This is a genomic window from Mycobacterium sp. Root135 (assembly GCF_001426545.1).
GTDB lineage: Bacteria > Actinomycetota > Actinomycetes > Mycobacteriales > Mycobacteriaceae > Mycobacterium.
The window spans coordinates 80,029-96,429 of record NZ_LMEZ01000004.1 but is presented as its reverse complement, the minus strand read 5'-3'; the positions used below and the strand labels follow the sequence as shown (position 1 = coordinate 96,429).

Sequence of the window (16,401 nt, the reverse complement as noted above, 5' to 3'; positions counted from 1 at the left end):
CTATGGTCCTACGCAGTCGTCGATTTCGGATAGCGTGAACTGGTGGCAAGCTCTCTGACGGGGTTCGACGATTGGCTCAACCGCCAGCTCGAGGAGTGTGCGCGCGCGGCCGGGGAGGACGTTCGCACCTATGTGGCGCGGGCCGTCGCGTCACGCATGGTGGCCGAGCAGCGGGGGGTCGACAGCCCCGGCTTCATCGAACTGATGACGCACCTCACCGCCTCGGGAACGTTTGCTCTGCCGACGATGCCGGACACTTCGGCGACCATAAACGACCCCTCCCGGCTACGGGCCCTGTATGCCACCAACTTGTTGGACAGTCCGCCGGAGGAGGCCTTCGACCGGATCACCAGGGCTGCCGCTGCCGCCTTGGACGCACCGCATTCTGCGGTGTCGCTGATCGACGTCGACCGACAATTCTTCAAGAGCACTGTTGGAATGGGTGGGACGTCGCCAGAAGAACGGCAGACCCCCCTGGAGCGGTCGATGTGTCAGTACGCCGTGGCAAAGGGCACTCCGCTGCTCATCGAAGATGCTCGGGTCGATCCCATTTACAAGAATCACCCGGCCGTCGTCGACGGCAGCGTGGTGGCCTACCTCGGCATACCGCTCGTCGACGGCGAGAAGAACGCCATCGGCACGCTGTGCGTATTCGACGACGTGCCACGGCTGTGGACCACCGGGCACGTTCAGATCCTGGGCGACTTCGCCAGCCTCGCCGCCGAGCGAGCCTTCGGTCCTGGGGCTGGTTCTGCGCGCTGACGGCGCCGGTCGAATACTCTGGGACCCGTCGAACTGACGTTGTTCGGCAAACACGCGGCATTGTCTGGGAAATACCCTGCGGAAGCGTCAATACCCACTAGAGTCGCATTTTGAGATTTGCCCGGGGGGATCGAGGTGTTGTTGACGTGAACGTGACGACGCACGTCCCCAATGCGCCTGCCGCGGTGCCCCTGGCGGACTCCCCGGGGGCGGCTGTGCGCCGTGTCCCCATGAACGCGCCCCGCTGGATCGAACGTTTCCGCGCCGACCGCTGGCACGTGACGATCACCGTGGTGCTCGACCTGTTGGCGGCTTCGGCAGCGGTTGCTACGGCGCACGCGTGGCTACCCTCCACCGACGACCAGCGCTACGTTCTGGTGTACTCGTGGGCCTTCGTGCCCTTGATCGTGCTCGTCCTGAGTACCCGGTCGCTGTACATGCGCAAGTTGGACTTCAAGTTCCTCGACGACTTCGAACCGGTTGAGACGGCCGTCGCGGTGGCGGCGCTCGGGACCTTGACTCTGATCATGGTGTCGGTGCCCGCGCTTGCGCCGGGCGAAGTGGTCCAAAGCAGCGTCCGCCCAAGCGATCTCGTCGTCCGGTTGTGGGTGTGCGCAGCGATCTTGATGCCTGCCGTGCGTCTGGGCAGATCCCTGGTCTACCGCTATCTGCGGCGGAAGTACCGAGTCGGCGCACCGGCGCTGATCCTTGGGTCGGGTCCGATAGCCCACCAGCTCGTCGCCCGGATGCGGCAGGTGCCGGAGTACGGTCTGCATCCCGTCGGGATGCTCGACGACTTTCGGCCGCCCGACATGGAACTCGTCGACTTGCCGTATCTGGGCACGACCCTCGATCTCGAAACCGCTGCGCGAAGCGTCCACGCCGAAGACCTCATCGTGGCGCCGTCGTCGGTATCCGACGAGCAGTTGGCTCGCGCGGCGCAGTTGGCACAAACCCTCGGGCTCCGAGTGTTCGTGGTGCCTCGACTGTTCGACGCCGTCGGAGTCGGCACCCGCGTGGAGCACCTCGGCGGAATCCCGCTCTTGGTGCTCACCCGCGTCGACCCCAAGGGGTGGCAGTTCGCGCTCAAGCATGGGTTCGACCGGACGATGGCAGGCCTGGGACTGCTGCTCATCTCACCACTGTTCCTCGGGCTCGCACTGCTGGTGAAGACGACCTCGCCGGGCCCGGTGTTCTACCGGCAGGCGCGAGTTGGGCGTGACTCCAAGGTGTTCGACTGTCTGAAGTTCCGCAGTATGCGTCCCCTCGATCCGTCGGAGAGTGTCTTCGCGCCAAAGGCCGGGGACGCGCCCGGTGGGGTGGAGGGGGTCGACCGCCGCACTCGAATCGGCAAGATCATGCGCAAGACGTCGTTGGACGAACTGCCCCAGTTGCTCAACGTGCTCAAGGGCGACATGAGTCTGGTCGGGCCGCGTCCGGAGCGGCCGGCGTTCGTCGAGTTGTTCGAGATGCAGGTGCGCCGCTATGGGGATCGGCACCGGGTCAAGGCCGGCATCACCGGTTGGGCGCAGGTCCACGGCCTGCGCGGCCAGACGTCGATCGCCGATCGGGCCGAGTTCGACAACTACTACATCGAGAATTGGTCGCTGCGGCTCGACTTCCGAGTCCTGGTGCTGACCGTCCTGGCGGTGTTCCGTAGCGTAGAGGACTGACCGCCCGCCGCGGGTCGATTACCCTGCGCATCAAGCGTTTTCAGGAAGGGTCCGTCAATGGGTGATCCTCGCGAAGTGGAGTCACCGGCGGTCTACGACGTACCCGGTCACGTGGGCTTGATTCCCGACGGGATGCGCAGATGGTCCCGACTCAACGGCGTCGACCTCGCAGACACATACCTCAAGGGTGCCCACAAGGTCGTCGACCTCATGGCCGGCTTGCAGCGACTCGGCGTACGGACCGTGTCGGTCTACAACTTGAGCGGCGCCAATCTGTCGCGCCGCGACGACGAGTTGGAGGCAGTGTTCGCGGCCTCCGTGCAGTTCTTCACGACGCTGATCCCCGCCAGGTTCGATCCGGCCGTCTGTACCGTGCGGCTGCACGGTGACCGGACAGCACTGCCCGAGTCGTACCTCGCCGCCGCGGAGAGCGCCGAAAGCGCAATGAACGGACCGGATTTCACGATCAACGTCCTCGCCGCCTACGACGCCCGCGATGAGCTGCGCAACGCTCACGTCAGGGCTCGCGAACTCGGGTGTGACATCAACGACGCGTTCGACATCGGCGACGTGGATCTGGTCATCAGGACCACGTCCGAGCCGCTGCTCAGCGGGTTCCTGCCGATGCAGTGCCAATATGCACATCTGCTGTTTCTCACGACGCCGCTCAACGAGCTCGAAGTCGAGCAGGTCGACGACCTGGTGGCGAATTATCGACGATTGCCGCAGCTCCGTGGGAAGTGACGCCCGTGGAGTCCAGTCGTAGGCCCATCGTCATCGGCGCCGGTCCCGCCGGGCTCACCGCAGCCCTGCGGTTGGTGCAGAGGGGGGTTGAGCCCCGGCTTCTCGAGGCGACTGGCCACGTGGGTGGCTTGGCCCGCACGCCCCGTAGCGGCGACTGGTGCCTCGATCCCGGCGGTCATCGCTTCTTCACCAAATACGAAGAGGTGCTGGACCTTTGGAACTCGCTGCTGCCGCCGGATCAATGGTTGTCGGTGCCGCGGAGCTCGGCGATGCTGGTCGACGACGAGTACGTCAAATACCCGCTCGTCGGCCGTGACATCGTGACCAAACTCGGAATTGGCCGGGGGTTGCGTGGGTTGAGCAGTTTCGCCGGATGGCGAATGCTGCGGAGCGGCTCGCCCAGTGGACAACCCGCGAATTTCGAGGAGTGGGGTACCCACGAGTTCGGTCGATACTGGTACACCATCTTCTTCGACGGCTACGTTCGCAAGACGTGGCTTGCCGATCCCGCGGAATTGGCCAGCGACTGGGCGAACCAACGCATCAAGCCCATCGACTGGACGTGGCGGAGCAAGCGAAAACACCCCGGCGAGGACGTCTTTCGATACCCACGGCGCGGCCCAGGCCAGCTGTGGGACGCAGCCGCCGCTGCACTGGTCGACGCGGGGGTCACCCCGACGCTCAACGCCCGGGTGGAGCGGCTCTGGACCCACGACGGCACCTGGTACGTCGAGCTGCACGACGGTGAGGTGATCGAGGGTGACGCAGTGTTCTCCAGCATGCCCCTGCAAACACTGATCGAGGCGCTGCCGGAGGCGCCTCGACGTGTTCGGGTGGCTGCCTCGACTCTGCGTCACCGCGGGCTGATCACGGTCGCCGTCGCGTTGCGCGACCGCCACGACATCCCGTTCAACTGGGTGTACACCCCCGGCGGAGAATTCTCGTGCGGTCGCATCCAGAACTACGGCCGATGGTCGAAGGACCTGCAGCCAGCGGGCTGGGACGGCACCTTCTTGGGATTCGAGTACTTCGTCCGTCCCGACGGTGACCTCATGAACGCCGACGAGAGTTCCCTCAGCGACCTCGTCCAAGCCGACATTCGGGCGTTAGGCCTTGGCGACTCCCTCATCGACCAAGTCATGGTGCTTCGTTCTCAATGTGCCTATCCGGTCTACGACCCGGTGCGCGAACGCAGCGTCGGCCGCATTCGCGACTACCTGCGCCGCCGGTACCCCACCCTTCATCCGATGGGGCGCAACGGCATGCACCGCTACGACAACCAGGATCACGCGATGCTGAGTGCCATGCAGAGCGTGGCCAAGTACTTCGGCAAGGACGTCGACCCGTGGCAGGTGAACGCCGACCGGGAATATCACGAAGCGGGCCTGCTCAAGAAATGAATACCGGATGCACGTTTCTCATGATTCGCTCAGCTTGGCCAAGGGTTCCCCACAGAAGGCTCGGTTAGATTTCAGTTCGTGAGCCTCCCCCCGGGCTCCGAACGATCGGCCCCGCCACCCAACCCCCCCTTGGTGGCGGGGCCGAGTTCGTTTCAGCGGCAGCGGCGCCAAAGGCGTTGGCGCCCAGTCGTTTAACCCAGCAGCCACCTAACTCAGCGGCAGTTCGACGCCCGCCGTGACGGGGTCGGCCCGCAACAGGATGCCGGTGGGCACGGTGTCCACGGGCACGTCGTAGACGAGCGGGGTCTCCTTCGTTTCCCCCGGCTCGATCTGAGCGATGGTGCCCTCGAGGAGCGCGGTCGCCTGGTCGTCGAGAGGAAACGTCTGACCCGCCGCGTTGAGTTGTTGGAACGTCGCCACGAACGTGATGGGTGCGGCCCCGGTGTTGGTGACGTTGAGGTAGACGACGTAGTACATGCCCTGGGCGGTGCTCTGCACCGACTCGTTGACGATCGCCGTGACGGTGTCGCCGGTCTCGGTGCCGGCGACGGCGAAGGTGAAGTCGCCGTCACTGCCCTGCGCGCCCGGAGGGGGCGGCGTGAGGGACTCGGTCGGCGTGGGTTCGGCTTCGGTCTCCGAGGTGGTGGTCTCGCTGGAGGTGGTCGCTTTGTCCGTCGGGGTCGTGCCCTGAGACGTCACGGTCGGCTGGTCGGTACGCATCACCGCGAGGGTGACGACGACGGCGATGACCACCAGGATGACGGCGGCGCCACCGAGGATGCCGGCCACCAGTTTCATGTTCGGCTTGTCGCCGGACGGTCCCGTCGGCGTGGGGGAGGAGTAGTACCCCGGCGGCGGTCCGGATGGCGGCGCGAAGCGGGCCGGCTCGTATGAGGTCGTCTCGAAGCGGGCCGTCTCGAAGGGCGGTGGCTCGTACGAAGGCTGTCCCGACTGCGGCTCCGGTGCGTCGGCGGCTGGCGTCTCGGAATCCGGGGTCTCTGACGACGGTGCCTCGGACGTCTGCTCGGGCTGGGTGTACGTAGATGGCGAATCCCACGACGGCAGTGGCGGGTTCCACGGCGTGGAGTCGGCCGAGAAGGGCTCGTAGGACGCCGGCGGGTGGGTGTCGTACGGCTGGACCGGTTCCTGTTGAGCGCCCTCGGGCGTCGGCTCCTGCTCGACGGGCCGGGTGGCGTAGACGTTGGTCGCCTGCTCGTCGGCGGGAGGCGGCTCGGCGGGATTCTGTTCGTCGGCAGGCTGATCCGCGGGAGGCTCGTAGGCGGGAGGCTGGGCGGCGCCCGGTGCGGGGGCCCGATGTTCGGTCCAGCTGAAGCCGTCCCAGTACCTCAGACCGCCAGGATTCTCGGGGTCTGGATACCAGTCGGCCGGTGTAGGCGGTGTCGTCATCGCAGGGGCCTCCCGATCCTGCGCCCCGGTGGCGCGCTGCGCACCGAACTTAGCGCAGGCTGTGAGCCGTTGCGTTACTTCGGGGCACCGAAACGGCGTCGAAAGCTGCAGGGACGCCGAAATTCAGACGGACGCGGCGTCGTCGAGGGCGACATTCGCTACGAGGCGGGCCGCGCGCACATCTGCCAGGTCTGGGACCTACCGGGGCTCAGCCGCCCATCGCCGTGCGCCACTGGTCGAGGCTGCTGGCGCGGTAGACGTAATTGGTGTCGCGCACCTCGGACAGCGCGGCGCTCGGCTTGGCCGAATACCAGTGCCCCGGATAGACGGTCGGATCGCCGGGCAGCTGCGAGAGCGCCTGCAGGCTGCGGTACATGTCGTCGACGTTGCCGCCGGGGAAGTCGGTGCGCCCGCAGCCCTCGAGGAACAGGGTGTCGCCGGCGACGAGGCGGCCGTCGAGCAGGAAGCACTGACTGCCCGGCGTGTGCCCGGGGGTGTGCAGCAGCTCGATGTCCACGGCACCGACGGACACCTTGTCGCCGTGGGCGTGGGGGGTCAGGTCGCCGAGGGCGATGCCGGTGACGCGCGAGACCCAGTCGGCCTCGTGGGTGTTGACGTGGACCGGCACGCTGACTCGTTCGAGCAGCTCGGCCAGGCCCTTGAGCTCGAAGCCCATCATCGAGCCGCCGACGTGGTCGGGGTGGTGGTGGCTGACGAGCACCCCCGACAGATGCATGCCGTCGGATTCGAGGGCGTCGAGCAGGTCGTTGGCCGCATAAGCGGGGTCGACGACGACGCAGTCGCCCGTCTCGCGGTCGCCGATCAGGTAGGCGAAGTTGCGCATCTGCTGGGCGATCGCGTCGCTGGCCGCGAAGTCGGTGCCGGACAGCAGCTGCCTGAAGTAGAGGCGATCGGTGCCGGGGGAAGTCATCGTCGCAGCCTATTTCCCCGTCGGATATCCGATAACCGCAGGTGTAAAAACCGCACGTCAGGTGGTGTTTGAGCGCACATCGCAAAAACACGCATTCCCGCTGCATGTTTACTACCGTCAGTCGTATGCAATTGACGCGGTTCACCGATCTGGGCCTGCGGACGATGATGCTGCTGGCCTCCGGAGACGCCACCAACCGACGGGTCACCATTCGCACCGTCGCCACCGCGGCCGGGGCCTCGGAACACCACATCGCCAAGGCCGTCGCCCGGCTCGTCGACCTCGACATGGTTCACGCCAGGCGCGGGCGCATCGGCGGGCTGAGCCTCACCGACGCCGGCCGCACGGTGTCCGTCGGCTGGCTCATCCGCCGGCTCGAGGGCGACCAAGAGGTCATCGAGTGCGAAGGCGCCACGCCGTGTCCGCTGCTGGCCGGCTGCCGCCTGCGGCGTGCGCTCGCCGACGCCAAGGAGGCGTTCTACCGCGAGCTCGACCGCCACACCGTCGACGACCTCGTCAGGGACGCCACCCTCCCGATCGTCCACCTCCAGCTCCACACCACCGATGAAGGGATCACACGATGACCAGCACAACCGCCGTAGCCACCACGGACGAGCTGACACCAGCGCACGCCGAGATGGTGAGGGCGACGCTGCCGCTGATCGGCGCGAACATCGACGAGATCACGTCGGTCTTCTACGGTCGCCTCTTCGCCCACCACCCCGCGCTGCTGCGCAACCTGTTCAACCGCGGCAACCAAGCCCAAGGCGCCCAGCAGCGCGCCCTTGCGGCGTCGATCGCGACGTTCGCCAGCCATCTCGTCGACCCCGCCCTGCCGCATCCGGCGGAACTGCTGTCGAGGATCGGCCACAAGCATGCGTCGCTGGGCGTGACCGCCGACCAGTACCCGGTCGTCCACGAGCACCTGTTCGCCGCGATCGTGGAGGTGCTCGGCGCCGACGTCGTCACCGCCGAAGTCGCCGAGGCGTGGGACCGGGTGTACTGGATCATGGCGCAGACGCTGATCGACCTCGAGGTCGAGCTCTACGCCGAGGCCGGGGTGAGCCCGGGTGACGTGTACCGGCGGGCGCGCGTGCTCACGCGGGTCGACGACCCGTCCGGCGCGGTCTTGCTGACCGTCGCCGCCGTCGGCGGTAATCCGCTTGCGGCGCAATATGTTTCGGTGGGCGTGACGCTGCCCGACGGGGCGCGCCAGCTCCGGCAGTACAGCATCGTCTCCGCCGGCGGCACCGACGAGATGACCTTCGCGGTCAAGCCCGTTGAGGCGATCGGCGACGCCCCGGCCGGTGAGGTGTCCAACTGGATCCGAGACAACGTCCGCGTCGGCGACCTGCTCGACGTCACCCTCCCGTTCGGTGATCTGCCCACCCCGACGCCGGGCGCACCCCTGGTGCTCATCTCGGCGGGCATCGGCGTCACTCCGATGATCGGCATCCTCGAGTCGCTTGCGGCCGACGCCCCTGACACCCGGGTCCAGATCCTGCACGCCGACCGCAGCGCCGACACCCATCCCATGCGGCAACGCCAGCAAGAGCTGGCGGCCCGACTGCCCGGCGCCAGCATCGACATTTGGTACGAGGACGGCGGCGCCGACGGCGACCCGGGCGTCCATACCGGCCGGCTCGCGCTGGCCGCCAAGCACCTACCCGAGGCCGCGGAGGTCTACCTGTGCGGCGGCAACGGATTCGTCAGGACCGTCCGTGAGCAGCTCGAAGCCCGTGGCGTCCCCGCCGAGCGCGTGCACTGCGAGCTGTTCTCACCCGACGCGTGGCGGTTGTGAAGGGCCGCTCGAATTGGCCTTGATCACCTGCGGTTTGGTGACGCCTGCACCCGGGTTGTACCCTCTCTAAGTCCCACGGCGCGGAATTTTCCATGGCCGCGGGCGGTTGCCCCCTTAGCTCAGTCGGTAGAGCGCTTCCATGGTAAGGAAGAGGTCAACGGTTCGATTCCGTTAGGGGGCCCGGGTGGTACCCATGGCGGTGTAGCTCAGCTGGTTAGAGCGCACGACTCATAATCGTGAGGTCGGGGGATCGAGCCCCCCCACCGCTACAAAACGACAACGCAAGTGAATGAAGAAGGACGACTGACGTGGCCTCGAGTACAGACGTACGGCCCAAGATCACCTTGGCCTGCGAGGTGTGCAAGCACCGCAACTACATCACGAAGAAGAACCGGCGCAACGATCCCGACCGCCTCGAGATCAAGAAGTTCTGCCCGAACTGTGGGACGCACCGTCCGCACAAGGAATCGCGCTAACGGACGACTCCTGGGCCTCCGGCTCGGGGTCGACCGACAAGGGAACTGATTCGTGCCGCTGTCTCCAGAAATCGTTGGTATGCACTACCGCTATCCCGATTTCTACGAGGTCGGGCGCGAGAAGGTCCGCGAGTACGCCGTCGCGGTCAAGAACGACGACGCGGCCTATCACGACGAGGCTTCCGCCTCGGATCTCGGCCACGAGGCGCTGCTCGCACCGCTGACCTTCATCTCGGTGTTCGGCTATCAGGCGCAGACGTCGTTCTTCGCCAACGCCAACATCGGCATCACCGACGCGCAGATCGTGCAGGTCGACCAGGAACTGAAGATCCTGCTCCCCATCAAGGTGGGTGACCGCCTGTACTGCGACGTCTACCTGCACTCGTACCGGCAGGCACACGGCACCGACATCATCGTCACCAAGAACATGATCAGCAACGACCGTGGTGAGGTCGTGCAAGAGACGTATACGACCTTGGCGGGTCGTTCAGACGAGAGCGGAGAGGGCTTTTCAGATGGCGCTACGTGAGTTCAGCTCGGTCAAGGTCGGTGACGAGCTTCCGGAGCGTGTCATTCCTCTGACGCGGATGGACCTGGTCAACTACGCCGGTGTGTCCGGTGACCTCAACCCGATCCACTGGGACGACGAGATCGCCAAGCAGGTCGGCCTCGACACCGCGATCGCCCACGGCATGTTGACCATGGGCCTCGGTGGCGGCTACGTCACCTCCTGGATCGGCGACCCGGCCGCGGTGACGGAGTACAACGTGCGGTTCACCGCCGTCGTCCCCGTGCCCAACGACGGCGTCGGCGCCGAGATCGTATTCAACGGACGCGTGAAGTCGGTGGATCCCGAGGCGAAGTCGATCGTCATCGCCCTGTCGGCCACCACCGGCGGCAAGAAGATCTTCGGTCGCGCGACCGCGACCGCGAAGCTGGCGTAGAGGTGCCGCTCAAAGCCGACGTCCTGGGAATGGTGCATCACTATCCCGAGAGCTTCAAGATCGGCCGCGAACAGGTCCGCCAGTACGCGCGGGCGATCAAGGCCGACGACCCGGCGACGTTCGACGAGGCCGCCGCCGCCGAACTCGGCCACGACGACATCATCGCGTCACTGACCTTTCCGTCGATCCTCGCGCTGCTGGTTCAGCAGGACTTCTTCCGCAAGGTCGACGTCGGCTTGACCACCATGCAGATCGTGCAGGTCGACCAGAAGTTCGTGTTCCACAAGCCGCTCGAGGTCGGCACGACGTTGACCGCGTCGCTGGAGATCCAGTCCGTCGTGGAGCGGTTCGGCGCGGACATCGTCGTCACCCGCAGTGTCTGCGTCGACGCGAAGGACGAGATGGTCCTCGAGGCGTTCACCACGCTGATGGGCCACGAAGGCGACAACTCGATTCAGGTCCAGTGGGACGCGGAAAGCGGTCAGGTCGTCCGTACCGCGACCACGGATTAGTAACTCGCAACAGGGCCGTTGTACACTCGGTCCTCGGGGTTCCTCCCAATCACGCGCTGTCCGTCGGTTACTGATCGACCGATCGGGGAGCGCGTAAATTGTGTAAAACCCCGAAAAAGGATGGTGCTGCCAGCAGTTCCGTCTGTGAAGGGGCGTAGCTCAACTGGCAGAGCAGCGGTCTCCAAAACCGCAGGTTGCAGGTTCAAGTCCTGTCGCCCCTGCTGCATCGAATTGAAGAATGTGGACACTGGAAGGTGACCACCACCAGGAACCGACGAAAGGCATGCGGTGAGCGACGATCGCGACGGTGCCGACTCCCCAGTCGACGACATCGATTCTGACGTCGACTCTCCGGTCGACGCCGTGGACGCATCCGACGATGCCGCTGACGCGACGACCGGTGTAGCCGGCGCTCGCAGCCAGACCGCGGTGGCCACTCGGCCGCAGCGGCCCACCGGCAAGCGCACGCGCCGCGAGGTCACCGGCTCCGCCGCCGGTACCGCACCGGCCACCAAGTCGGATTCCGACGACACCAAGAACGGCGACGGCAAGAAGCCCAAGACTGACAAGAAGCAGTCGGGCCCGTCACGCAACCCGTTCCTCTTCGTCTTGAACTACCTCAAGCAGGTCATCGCCGAGCTCCGCAAGGTGATCTGGCCGAACCGCAAGCAGATGATCAGCTACACGACCGTGGTGCTGGTGTTCCTGGCTTTCATGGTCGCGCTGATCGGCGGAGTCGACCTGGGCCTGGCCAAACTCGTGACGCTGGTATTCGGCTGACGTACGTTGGCCCACCAGCCGTGAACGAGCGAAAGATTTAGAGAGGATAGACAACCGTGACGACCTTCGATGGCGAGACGCCCTCGGGTGAGTCCGACGTGTTCGCAGAGGCCGCCGATTCGGCGACCTTGACCGACGCCGAGACTGGCCAGACCGTCGAGATCAACGAGGAACCGACGCCTGAGGCGACGGACTCCGAAGCAGTCGCGGACGAGGATGCCGAGGCCGACGCAGAGTCTAAGGCCGACGCAGAGTCCGAAGCCCCAGCGTCTGACGCCCCCGCCGAGGAGACCCCGGAGGAGGACGAAGAAGACGTCGACCCCGCCGTGGCGTTGAAGAAGGACCTCCGCAAGAAGCCCGGCAACTGGTACGTCATCCACTCCTACGCGGGCTACGAGAACAAGGTGAAGGCCAACCTCGAGACGCGTGTTCAGAACCTCGACGTCGGCGACTACATCTTCCAGGTGGAAGTGCCGACCGAAGAGGTCACCGAGATCAAGAACGGCCAGCGCAAGCAGGTCAACCGCAAGGTGCTGCCGGGCTACATCCTGGTGCGCATGGATCTCACCGACGAGTCCTGGAGCGCGGTCCGCAACACCCCCGGCGTCACCGGCTTCGTGGGTGCGACGTCCAAGCCGTCGGCGCTGACCCTCGACGACGTCGTCAAGTTCCTGCTTCCGCAGGGCGCGGCGAAGAAGCCGGCCAAGTCCACCTCCGGCGGCGCCTCGGCGGCTGCCGAATCCGGTGGTCTCGAGCGGCCGACCATCCTGGTCGACTTCGAGGTCGGCGAGTCGGTCACCGTCATGGACGGTCCGTTCGCCACGTTGCCCGCGTCGATCAGCGAGGTCAACGCCGAGCAGCAGAAGCTCAAGGTGCTGGTGTCGATCTTCGGTCGCGAGACGCCCGTCGAATTGAACTTCACCCAGGTCTCCAAGATCTAAGAACAACGAGAACAGGAAAGAACACGTCATGGCCCCGAAGAAGAAGAAGGTCACTGGGCTGATCAAGCTGCAGGTCCAGGCAGGCGCGGCCAACCCCGCCCCGCCCATCGGTCCTGCGCTCGGTCAGCACGGCGTCAACATCATGGAGTTCTGCAAGGCGTACAACGCCGCGACGGAATCCCAGCGTGGCAACGTCATCCCCGTGGAGATCACGGTCTACGAAGACCGCAGCTTCACGTTCGTGCTGAAGACCCCGCCCGCCGCCAAGCTGCTGCTGAAGGCTGCTGGCGTGCAGAAGGGCTCCGGCGAGCCGCACAAGACCAAGGTCGCCAAGGTGACCTGGGATCAGATCCGCGAAATCGCGGAGCAGAAGAAGGAAGACCTCAACGCCAACGACATCGACGCCGCGGCGAAGATCATCGCTGGCACCGCCCGCTCCATGGGAATCACGGTCTCCTAGTTAGACGTTGTAACCAGCTAGAACGTGGGAGGGCCCGCTTCGGCCCGCACGAAGACCACGACCCAACGCATGTGATTGGAATCCAATGAGCAAGAACAGCAAGGCATACCGCGAAGCGGCCGAGAAGATCGACCGCGACAACCTGTACACGCCGCTCCAGGCCACCAAGCTGGCCAAGGAGACGTCGTCGAAGAAGCAGGACGCCACCGTCGAGGTCGCTATCCGCCTCGGTGTCGACCCCCGCAAGGCCGACCAGATGGTGCGTGGCACCGTCAACCTGCCGCACGGCACGGGTAAGACCGCCCGCGTCATCGTCTTTGCCGTCGGCGAGAAGGCCGAGGCCGCCGTGGCCGCCGGCGCCGACGAGGTTGGCAGCGACGACCTGATCGAGAAGATCCAGGGCGGGTTCCTGGACTTCGACGCCGCGATCGCGACGCCCGACCAGATGGCCAAGGTGGGCAAGATCGCCCGCGTGCTGGGCCCGCGTGGTCTGATGCCCAACCCGAAGACCGGCACCGTCACCCCCGACGTGGCGAAGGCCGTCAACGAGATCAAGGGCGGCAAGATCAACTTCCGCGTCGACAAGCAGGCCAACCTGCACTTCGTGATCGGCAAGGCGTCGTTCGACGAGACGAAGCTCGCCGAGAACTACGGTGCTGCGATCGACGAGATCATGCGTGCGAAGCCGTCGTCGTCGAAGGGCCGCTACCTGAAGAAGGTCGTCGTCTCGACCACGACCGGCCCCGGCATCCAGGTCGACCCGTCGATCACGCGCGGTTTCGCAGAGGCGTAGAGCCACAAGAACTTTCGCTATCAGAGCTCCCCGGCACCCAGGTGCCGGGGAGTTTTGCGTTAGCGGGTCGGCACCATCACGGTGGTGAAGAGTGCGCGGTGGTCGGTCCCCGGCAGCTTCAAGGTGGTGGTGGACACTGCGGTGGCGTTCCTGGTGAGGACGTGGTCGATGCCGAGCACCGGGGGAAAGGGTTTGTTCGCCGGGTAGGTGAAGTTGCGGCCGGAACCCGCTTGACGCGCGGCATCGGCGTAACCGTTGGTCAGCAGAGCGCGGAACGGCAGCATGTCGAACGTCGAGTTGAAGTCGCCGCCGACGATCACGGCGCCGTCGGCGGCTTCGGCCGCCACGTCGTCGAGGGTGCCGGGGAACTTCTTGATGTCCCTCTGCCAGCCGATGATTGGGCGCGGCCACGGGGCGTCGAGGTGGACGGTAAGCAGCGACACGTCGTGGGACACGCGGGGGACTCGTACGACGGCGCTGACCATCGCCAACTGGTAGCCCGAGATGCGGGTGGAGTCCTTGATCGGGTACCGGCTGTAGATGCCGACGCCCGCCGACTCCGGGCGCGCGTCGAGAGCCTGGTACGGGAAGGTCTTTTCGATGCCGGCCGCGGACAGTCCGCGGGCCGCTTTGGGGGTTAGTTCCTGGACCATGACGACGTCGGCGTCCTGCGCGGCTGCCCGGGTGAGGGCGCCCGGCTCGGCGAGGCCGTAGAGCATGTTGACCGTCATCGTCCTGACGGCGACGGACGAGGGGTCAGCGGTGGCGCTCAGGAACCACGGCACCTGCAGCGCCAGCAGCACGGCGGTAAGGAGGGCTGCGACGACGACGAGGAGGCGTCGCCGTGCCCACACCCCCAGGACGACGGCGACCGGTGCGCCCAGCATGAGATACGGCACCGCGATGACGACGTACAGCACGCCATGGGTGGGGATGGGCGTGAAGCTGACGACGAGGGCCGCCGCAGCCGCGAGGAGGAGAGCGACCCCCACGCAGGGGGCGACGACTCGGCGTGCGGTACTCAGGCTTCCCCCTCGGATGGCGCCAAGCCGTACCTACAGCGACGCGGTGTTCAGACCAGTATCCCTGCGTCCAGCCGGGCCGGCATTGCAGACTCGTACCGTGACCGTGCCCTCGAGATGGATCGCCGCCGTTTTGGGCGTAATGTGCGCCGCCATGACCAACGTTGCGTCGGCGTCCGCCGAGCCGCCTCCGGTGTCGGCGCAGGCGCAGGCGGCGGGTCTGGTCGACGTGCGGTCGGTGGTTCCGGACGCGAGGATCGACCTGCGGTATGCGACGGCCGACAACTTCGTCGGCGTGCAGCTATACCCTGCCGACGCGCGGTGTCTGGTGCACGAGTCGATGGCCGGGGGTTTGGCCACGGCGGCGAATCAGCTTCGCGCGCAAGGCAAGCAGCTGGTGTTCTGGGACTGTTACCGTCCGCACGATGTTCAGGTGCGGATGTTCCAGGAGGTCCCGAACCCCAATTGGGTTGCGCGACCGAGTGATTACGCCCGCAGCCACGAGGCGGGCCGCTCGGTCGACGTGACCGTCGCCGACGGGCACTACGGGTGGCTGCTCGACATGGGCACCGGTTTCGACGACTTCAGCCCGAAGAGCCTGGCCTACGCCACCGACGGGGTCACCGCCGAGCAGCAGTCCAACCGCGCGCTGCTGCGTACGGCGATGGAGGCCGGCGGCCTGACCCCGTATGCGGGGGAGTGGTGGCACTTCGACGGACCGGGCGCAAAGGATCCTCGGCCGATTCTGGACGTCCCGCTGTACTGAGCTGAACTAGCGCTCAGCAGGCGATCTGCTCGCCGCTGCCCAGGCAAGGGTGCGACAGATTTGCGAACGGAAAGTCGCAGGTCAGGCACGCACCGTCGGTGCGGATCGGTGGTGGCTCCGGCTTCTGGCCGGTGTGAATCCAGGCGACCCACGCGTTTCCGTGTAGTGCCAAAAGACCGTTGATCATGACTTCCCCCGAACTTCATCGGGCCAGCTCCCCCAACCCGATGGACAAACATTAGCCGATGGCAACGTCGGTGTGAATCGGCAACGACCCTAGAGTTCTGGCGCGATATGCGGCGCCGCAGCAGCCCAACGTCGCTGGTCAACGAATTAACGCTTGCGGTCAAACCGGTTGGCAAACCTCGAAAATGGGCGGCAGCAGGTGGGCGATCTGGGAACCGATTTCAGCAAAGACTTCGGGTGATTGCCCGATGGGGTCACGGATGTCCAGGGTCTCATCGACGGTCAGCAAGGAGCGGCGTTCCGCGAGATCGGCGACGGTGTGTGCGCCGTGCTCGGAGATCAGCCGGGAGGCCTCCGCCAGCGTGAACGTGCGATGAAGCCGGTGAGGTGCCAGCTCCAACACGGCGCCGCGGTGTGCCCTAGTCATGGTCAGGATGAGATCAGCGGACGACGCGATCTTCGCCGTGAGCTGGCGGGCGGCGAAGTTGGAGGGGTCACCGCCTAAGCGCTCGAGGACGGGAGCGGCTTCGGGGTGAATCGGGTGTCCGATCACGGCGCGGGTCCCAGCGCTCGATGCTGCGATGGTGACGTTGTGAGGTTGGGCGATATACGCAGCTGCAAGTCTCTCTGCGGTTGGCGATCGGCAGATGTTCCCAGTGCAAACGAACAGGACGTGCAATCAGAGCTCCTCACTTAGCCGTATCCGATAGTTCAGTTCTGTTGTACCTTTTGCCGGAAAGGTCGATGACAGTCTGTAACACGTACCAACATCGCGCGTCCGCCGTGACAACCTTGCACTTGTC

Annotated in this window: 19 protein-coding genes and 3 tRNA genes; 18 read left to right on the top strand and 4 right to left on the bottom strand. The window is 65.7% G+C overall.

Annotated features, from left to right (window positions below):
• Window positions 1-42: 42 nt before the first annotated feature.
• The 4 genes from ASD37_RS08270 (at window position 43) to ASD37_RS08255 (ending at window position 4,579) form a co-directional block, all read left to right on the top strand.
• Window positions 43-762: a GAF domain-containing protein gene (locus ASD37_RS08270; protein ID WP_235568018.1), complete on the top strand. Its 720-nt coding sequence runs from the start codon at window positions 43-45 to the stop codon at window positions 760-762.
• Window positions 763-992: 230 nt separating this feature from the next.
• Window positions 993-2,435, top strand: coding sequence for a sugar transferase (locus ASD37_RS08265; RefSeq protein ID WP_056550503.1), 1,443 nt, complete (start codon window positions 993-995; stop codon window positions 2,433-2,435).
• Window positions 2,436-2,492: 57 nt separating this feature from the next.
• Complete coding sequence (locus ASD37_RS08260; RefSeq protein WP_235568016.1) at window positions 2,493-3,179, top strand: undecaprenyl diphosphate synthase family protein; 687 nt, start codon at window positions 2,493-2,495, stop codon at window positions 3,177-3,179.
• A 5-nt stretch (window positions 3,180-3,184) separates the two neighbouring features.
• Window positions 3,185-4,579, top strand: a complete 1,395-nt coding sequence (locus ASD37_RS08255) for an FAD-dependent oxidoreductase (protein WP_056550988.1) — start codon at window positions 3,185-3,187, stop codon at window positions 4,577-4,579.
• Window positions 4,580-4,786: 207 nt separating this feature from the next.
• On the opposite strand, the gene ASD37_RS08250 is transcribed toward ASD37_RS08255, so the two are convergent.
• Both ASD37_RS08250 and ASD37_RS08245 read right to left on the bottom strand, forming a co-directional pair.
• Window positions 4,787-5,986: a DUF2510 domain-containing protein gene (locus tag ASD37_RS08250; RefSeq protein ID WP_056550501.1), complete on the bottom strand. Its 1,200-nt coding sequence runs from the start codon at window positions 5,984-5,986 to the stop codon at window positions 4,787-4,789.
• A 208-nt stretch (window positions 5,987-6,194) separates the two neighbouring features.
• Complete coding sequence (locus tag ASD37_RS08245; RefSeq protein WP_056550499.1) at window positions 6,195-6,917, bottom strand: MBL fold metallo-hydrolase; 723 nt, start codon at window positions 6,915-6,917, stop codon at window positions 6,195-6,197.
• 125 nt (window positions 6,918-7,042) lie between these two features.
• Here ASD37_RS08245 and ASD37_RS08240 point away from each other — a divergent pair, with 125 nt between their 5' ends.
• The 13 genes from ASD37_RS08240 to rplA all read left to right on the top strand — a co-directional run bounded on the left by ASD37_RS08240 (window position 7,043) and on the right by rplA (window position 13,624).
• Window positions 7,043-7,501: an Rrf2 family transcriptional regulator gene (locus ASD37_RS08240; RefSeq protein WP_056550497.1), complete on the top strand. Its 459-nt coding sequence runs from the start codon at window positions 7,043-7,045 to the stop codon at window positions 7,499-7,501.
• Entirely contained in the window at window positions 7,498-8,718 is a 1,221-nt protein-coding gene (locus ASD37_RS08235) for a globin domain-containing protein (RefSeq protein WP_056550496.1), read from the top strand. The genes ASD37_RS08240 and ASD37_RS08235 overlap by 4 nt, the downstream gene beginning before the upstream one ends.
• Before the next feature lie 108 nt (window positions 8,719-8,826).
• Window positions 8,827-8,899: transfer RNA gene (locus ASD37_RS08230), tRNA-Thr, on the top strand.
• Between the two features lie 14 nt (window positions 8,900-8,913).
• Window positions 8,914-8,987, top strand: a tRNA-Met gene (locus ASD37_RS08225).
• A 39-nt stretch (window positions 8,988-9,026) separates the two neighbouring features.
• Window positions 9,027-9,194, top strand: coding sequence for a 50S ribosomal protein L33 (gene rpmG, locus ASD37_RS08220; RefSeq protein WP_056550495.1), 168 nt, complete (start codon window positions 9,027-9,029; stop codon window positions 9,192-9,194).
• Between the two features lie 52 nt (window positions 9,195-9,246).
• Complete coding sequence (gene hadA, locus ASD37_RS08215; protein WP_082570035.1) at window positions 9,247-9,723, top strand: (3R)-hydroxyacyl-ACP dehydratase subunit HadA; 477 nt, start codon at window positions 9,247-9,249, stop codon at window positions 9,721-9,723.
• Window positions 9,710-10,138: a (3R)-hydroxyacyl-ACP dehydratase subunit HadB gene (gene hadB / locus ASD37_RS08210; protein WP_056550490.1), complete on the top strand. Its 429-nt coding sequence runs from the start codon at window positions 9,710-9,712 to the stop codon at window positions 10,136-10,138. Before hadA ends, hadB begins: the two co-directional genes overlap by 14 nt.
• 2 nt (window positions 10,139-10,140) lie before the next feature.
• Window positions 10,141-10,650: a (3R)-hydroxyacyl-ACP dehydratase subunit HadC gene (hadC, locus tag ASD37_RS08205; RefSeq protein ID WP_056550485.1), complete on the top strand. Its 510-nt coding sequence runs from the start codon at window positions 10,141-10,143 to the stop codon at window positions 10,648-10,650.
• A 148-nt stretch (window positions 10,651-10,798) separates the two neighbouring features.
• Window positions 10,799-10,871: transfer RNA gene (locus ASD37_RS08200), tRNA-Trp, on the top strand.
• Between the two features lie 67 nt (window positions 10,872-10,938).
• Entirely contained in the window at window positions 10,939-11,430 is a 492-nt protein-coding gene (gene secE / locus ASD37_RS08195; protein WP_056550483.1) for a preprotein translocase subunit SecE, read from the top strand.
• Between the two features lie 56 nt (window positions 11,431-11,486).
• Window positions 11,487-12,371, top strand: a complete 885-nt coding sequence (nusG, locus tag ASD37_RS08190) for a transcription termination/antitermination protein NusG (RefSeq protein ID WP_056550481.1) — start codon at window positions 11,487-11,489, stop codon at window positions 12,369-12,371.
• A gap of 28 nt (window positions 12,372-12,399) precedes the next feature.
• Window positions 12,400-12,831, top strand: a complete 432-nt coding sequence (gene rplK, locus ASD37_RS08185) for a 50S ribosomal protein L11 (protein ID WP_056550480.1) — start codon at window positions 12,400-12,402, stop codon at window positions 12,829-12,831.
• A gap of 85 nt (window positions 12,832-12,916) precedes the next feature.
• Window positions 12,917-13,624: a 50S ribosomal protein L1 gene (gene rplA, locus ASD37_RS08180; RefSeq protein WP_056550479.1), complete on the top strand. Its 708-nt coding sequence runs from the start codon at window positions 12,917-12,919 to the stop codon at window positions 13,622-13,624.
• 59 nt (window positions 13,625-13,683) lie between these two features.
• Here rplA and ASD37_RS08175 read toward each other — a convergent pair whose 3' ends face one another.
• Entirely contained in the window at window positions 13,684-14,616 is a 933-nt protein-coding gene (locus ASD37_RS08175; protein ID WP_056550478.1) for an endonuclease/exonuclease/phosphatase family protein, read from the bottom strand.
• A 184-nt stretch (window positions 14,617-14,800) separates the two neighbouring features.
• Here ASD37_RS08175 and ASD37_RS08170 point away from each other — a divergent pair, with 184 nt between their 5' ends.
• Window positions 14,801-15,412, top strand: coding sequence for a M15 family metallopeptidase (locus ASD37_RS08170; RefSeq protein WP_235568015.1), 612 nt, complete (start codon window positions 14,801-14,803; stop codon window positions 15,410-15,412).
• A gap of 346 nt (window positions 15,413-15,758) precedes the next feature.
• Here ASD37_RS08170 and ASD37_RS08165 read toward each other — a convergent pair whose 3' ends face one another.
• Window positions 15,759-16,277, bottom strand: a complete 519-nt coding sequence (locus ASD37_RS08165; RefSeq protein ID WP_056550474.1) for a protein-tyrosine-phosphatase — start codon at window positions 16,275-16,277, stop codon at window positions 15,759-15,761.
• Window positions 16,278-16,401: the final 124 nt, after the last annotated feature.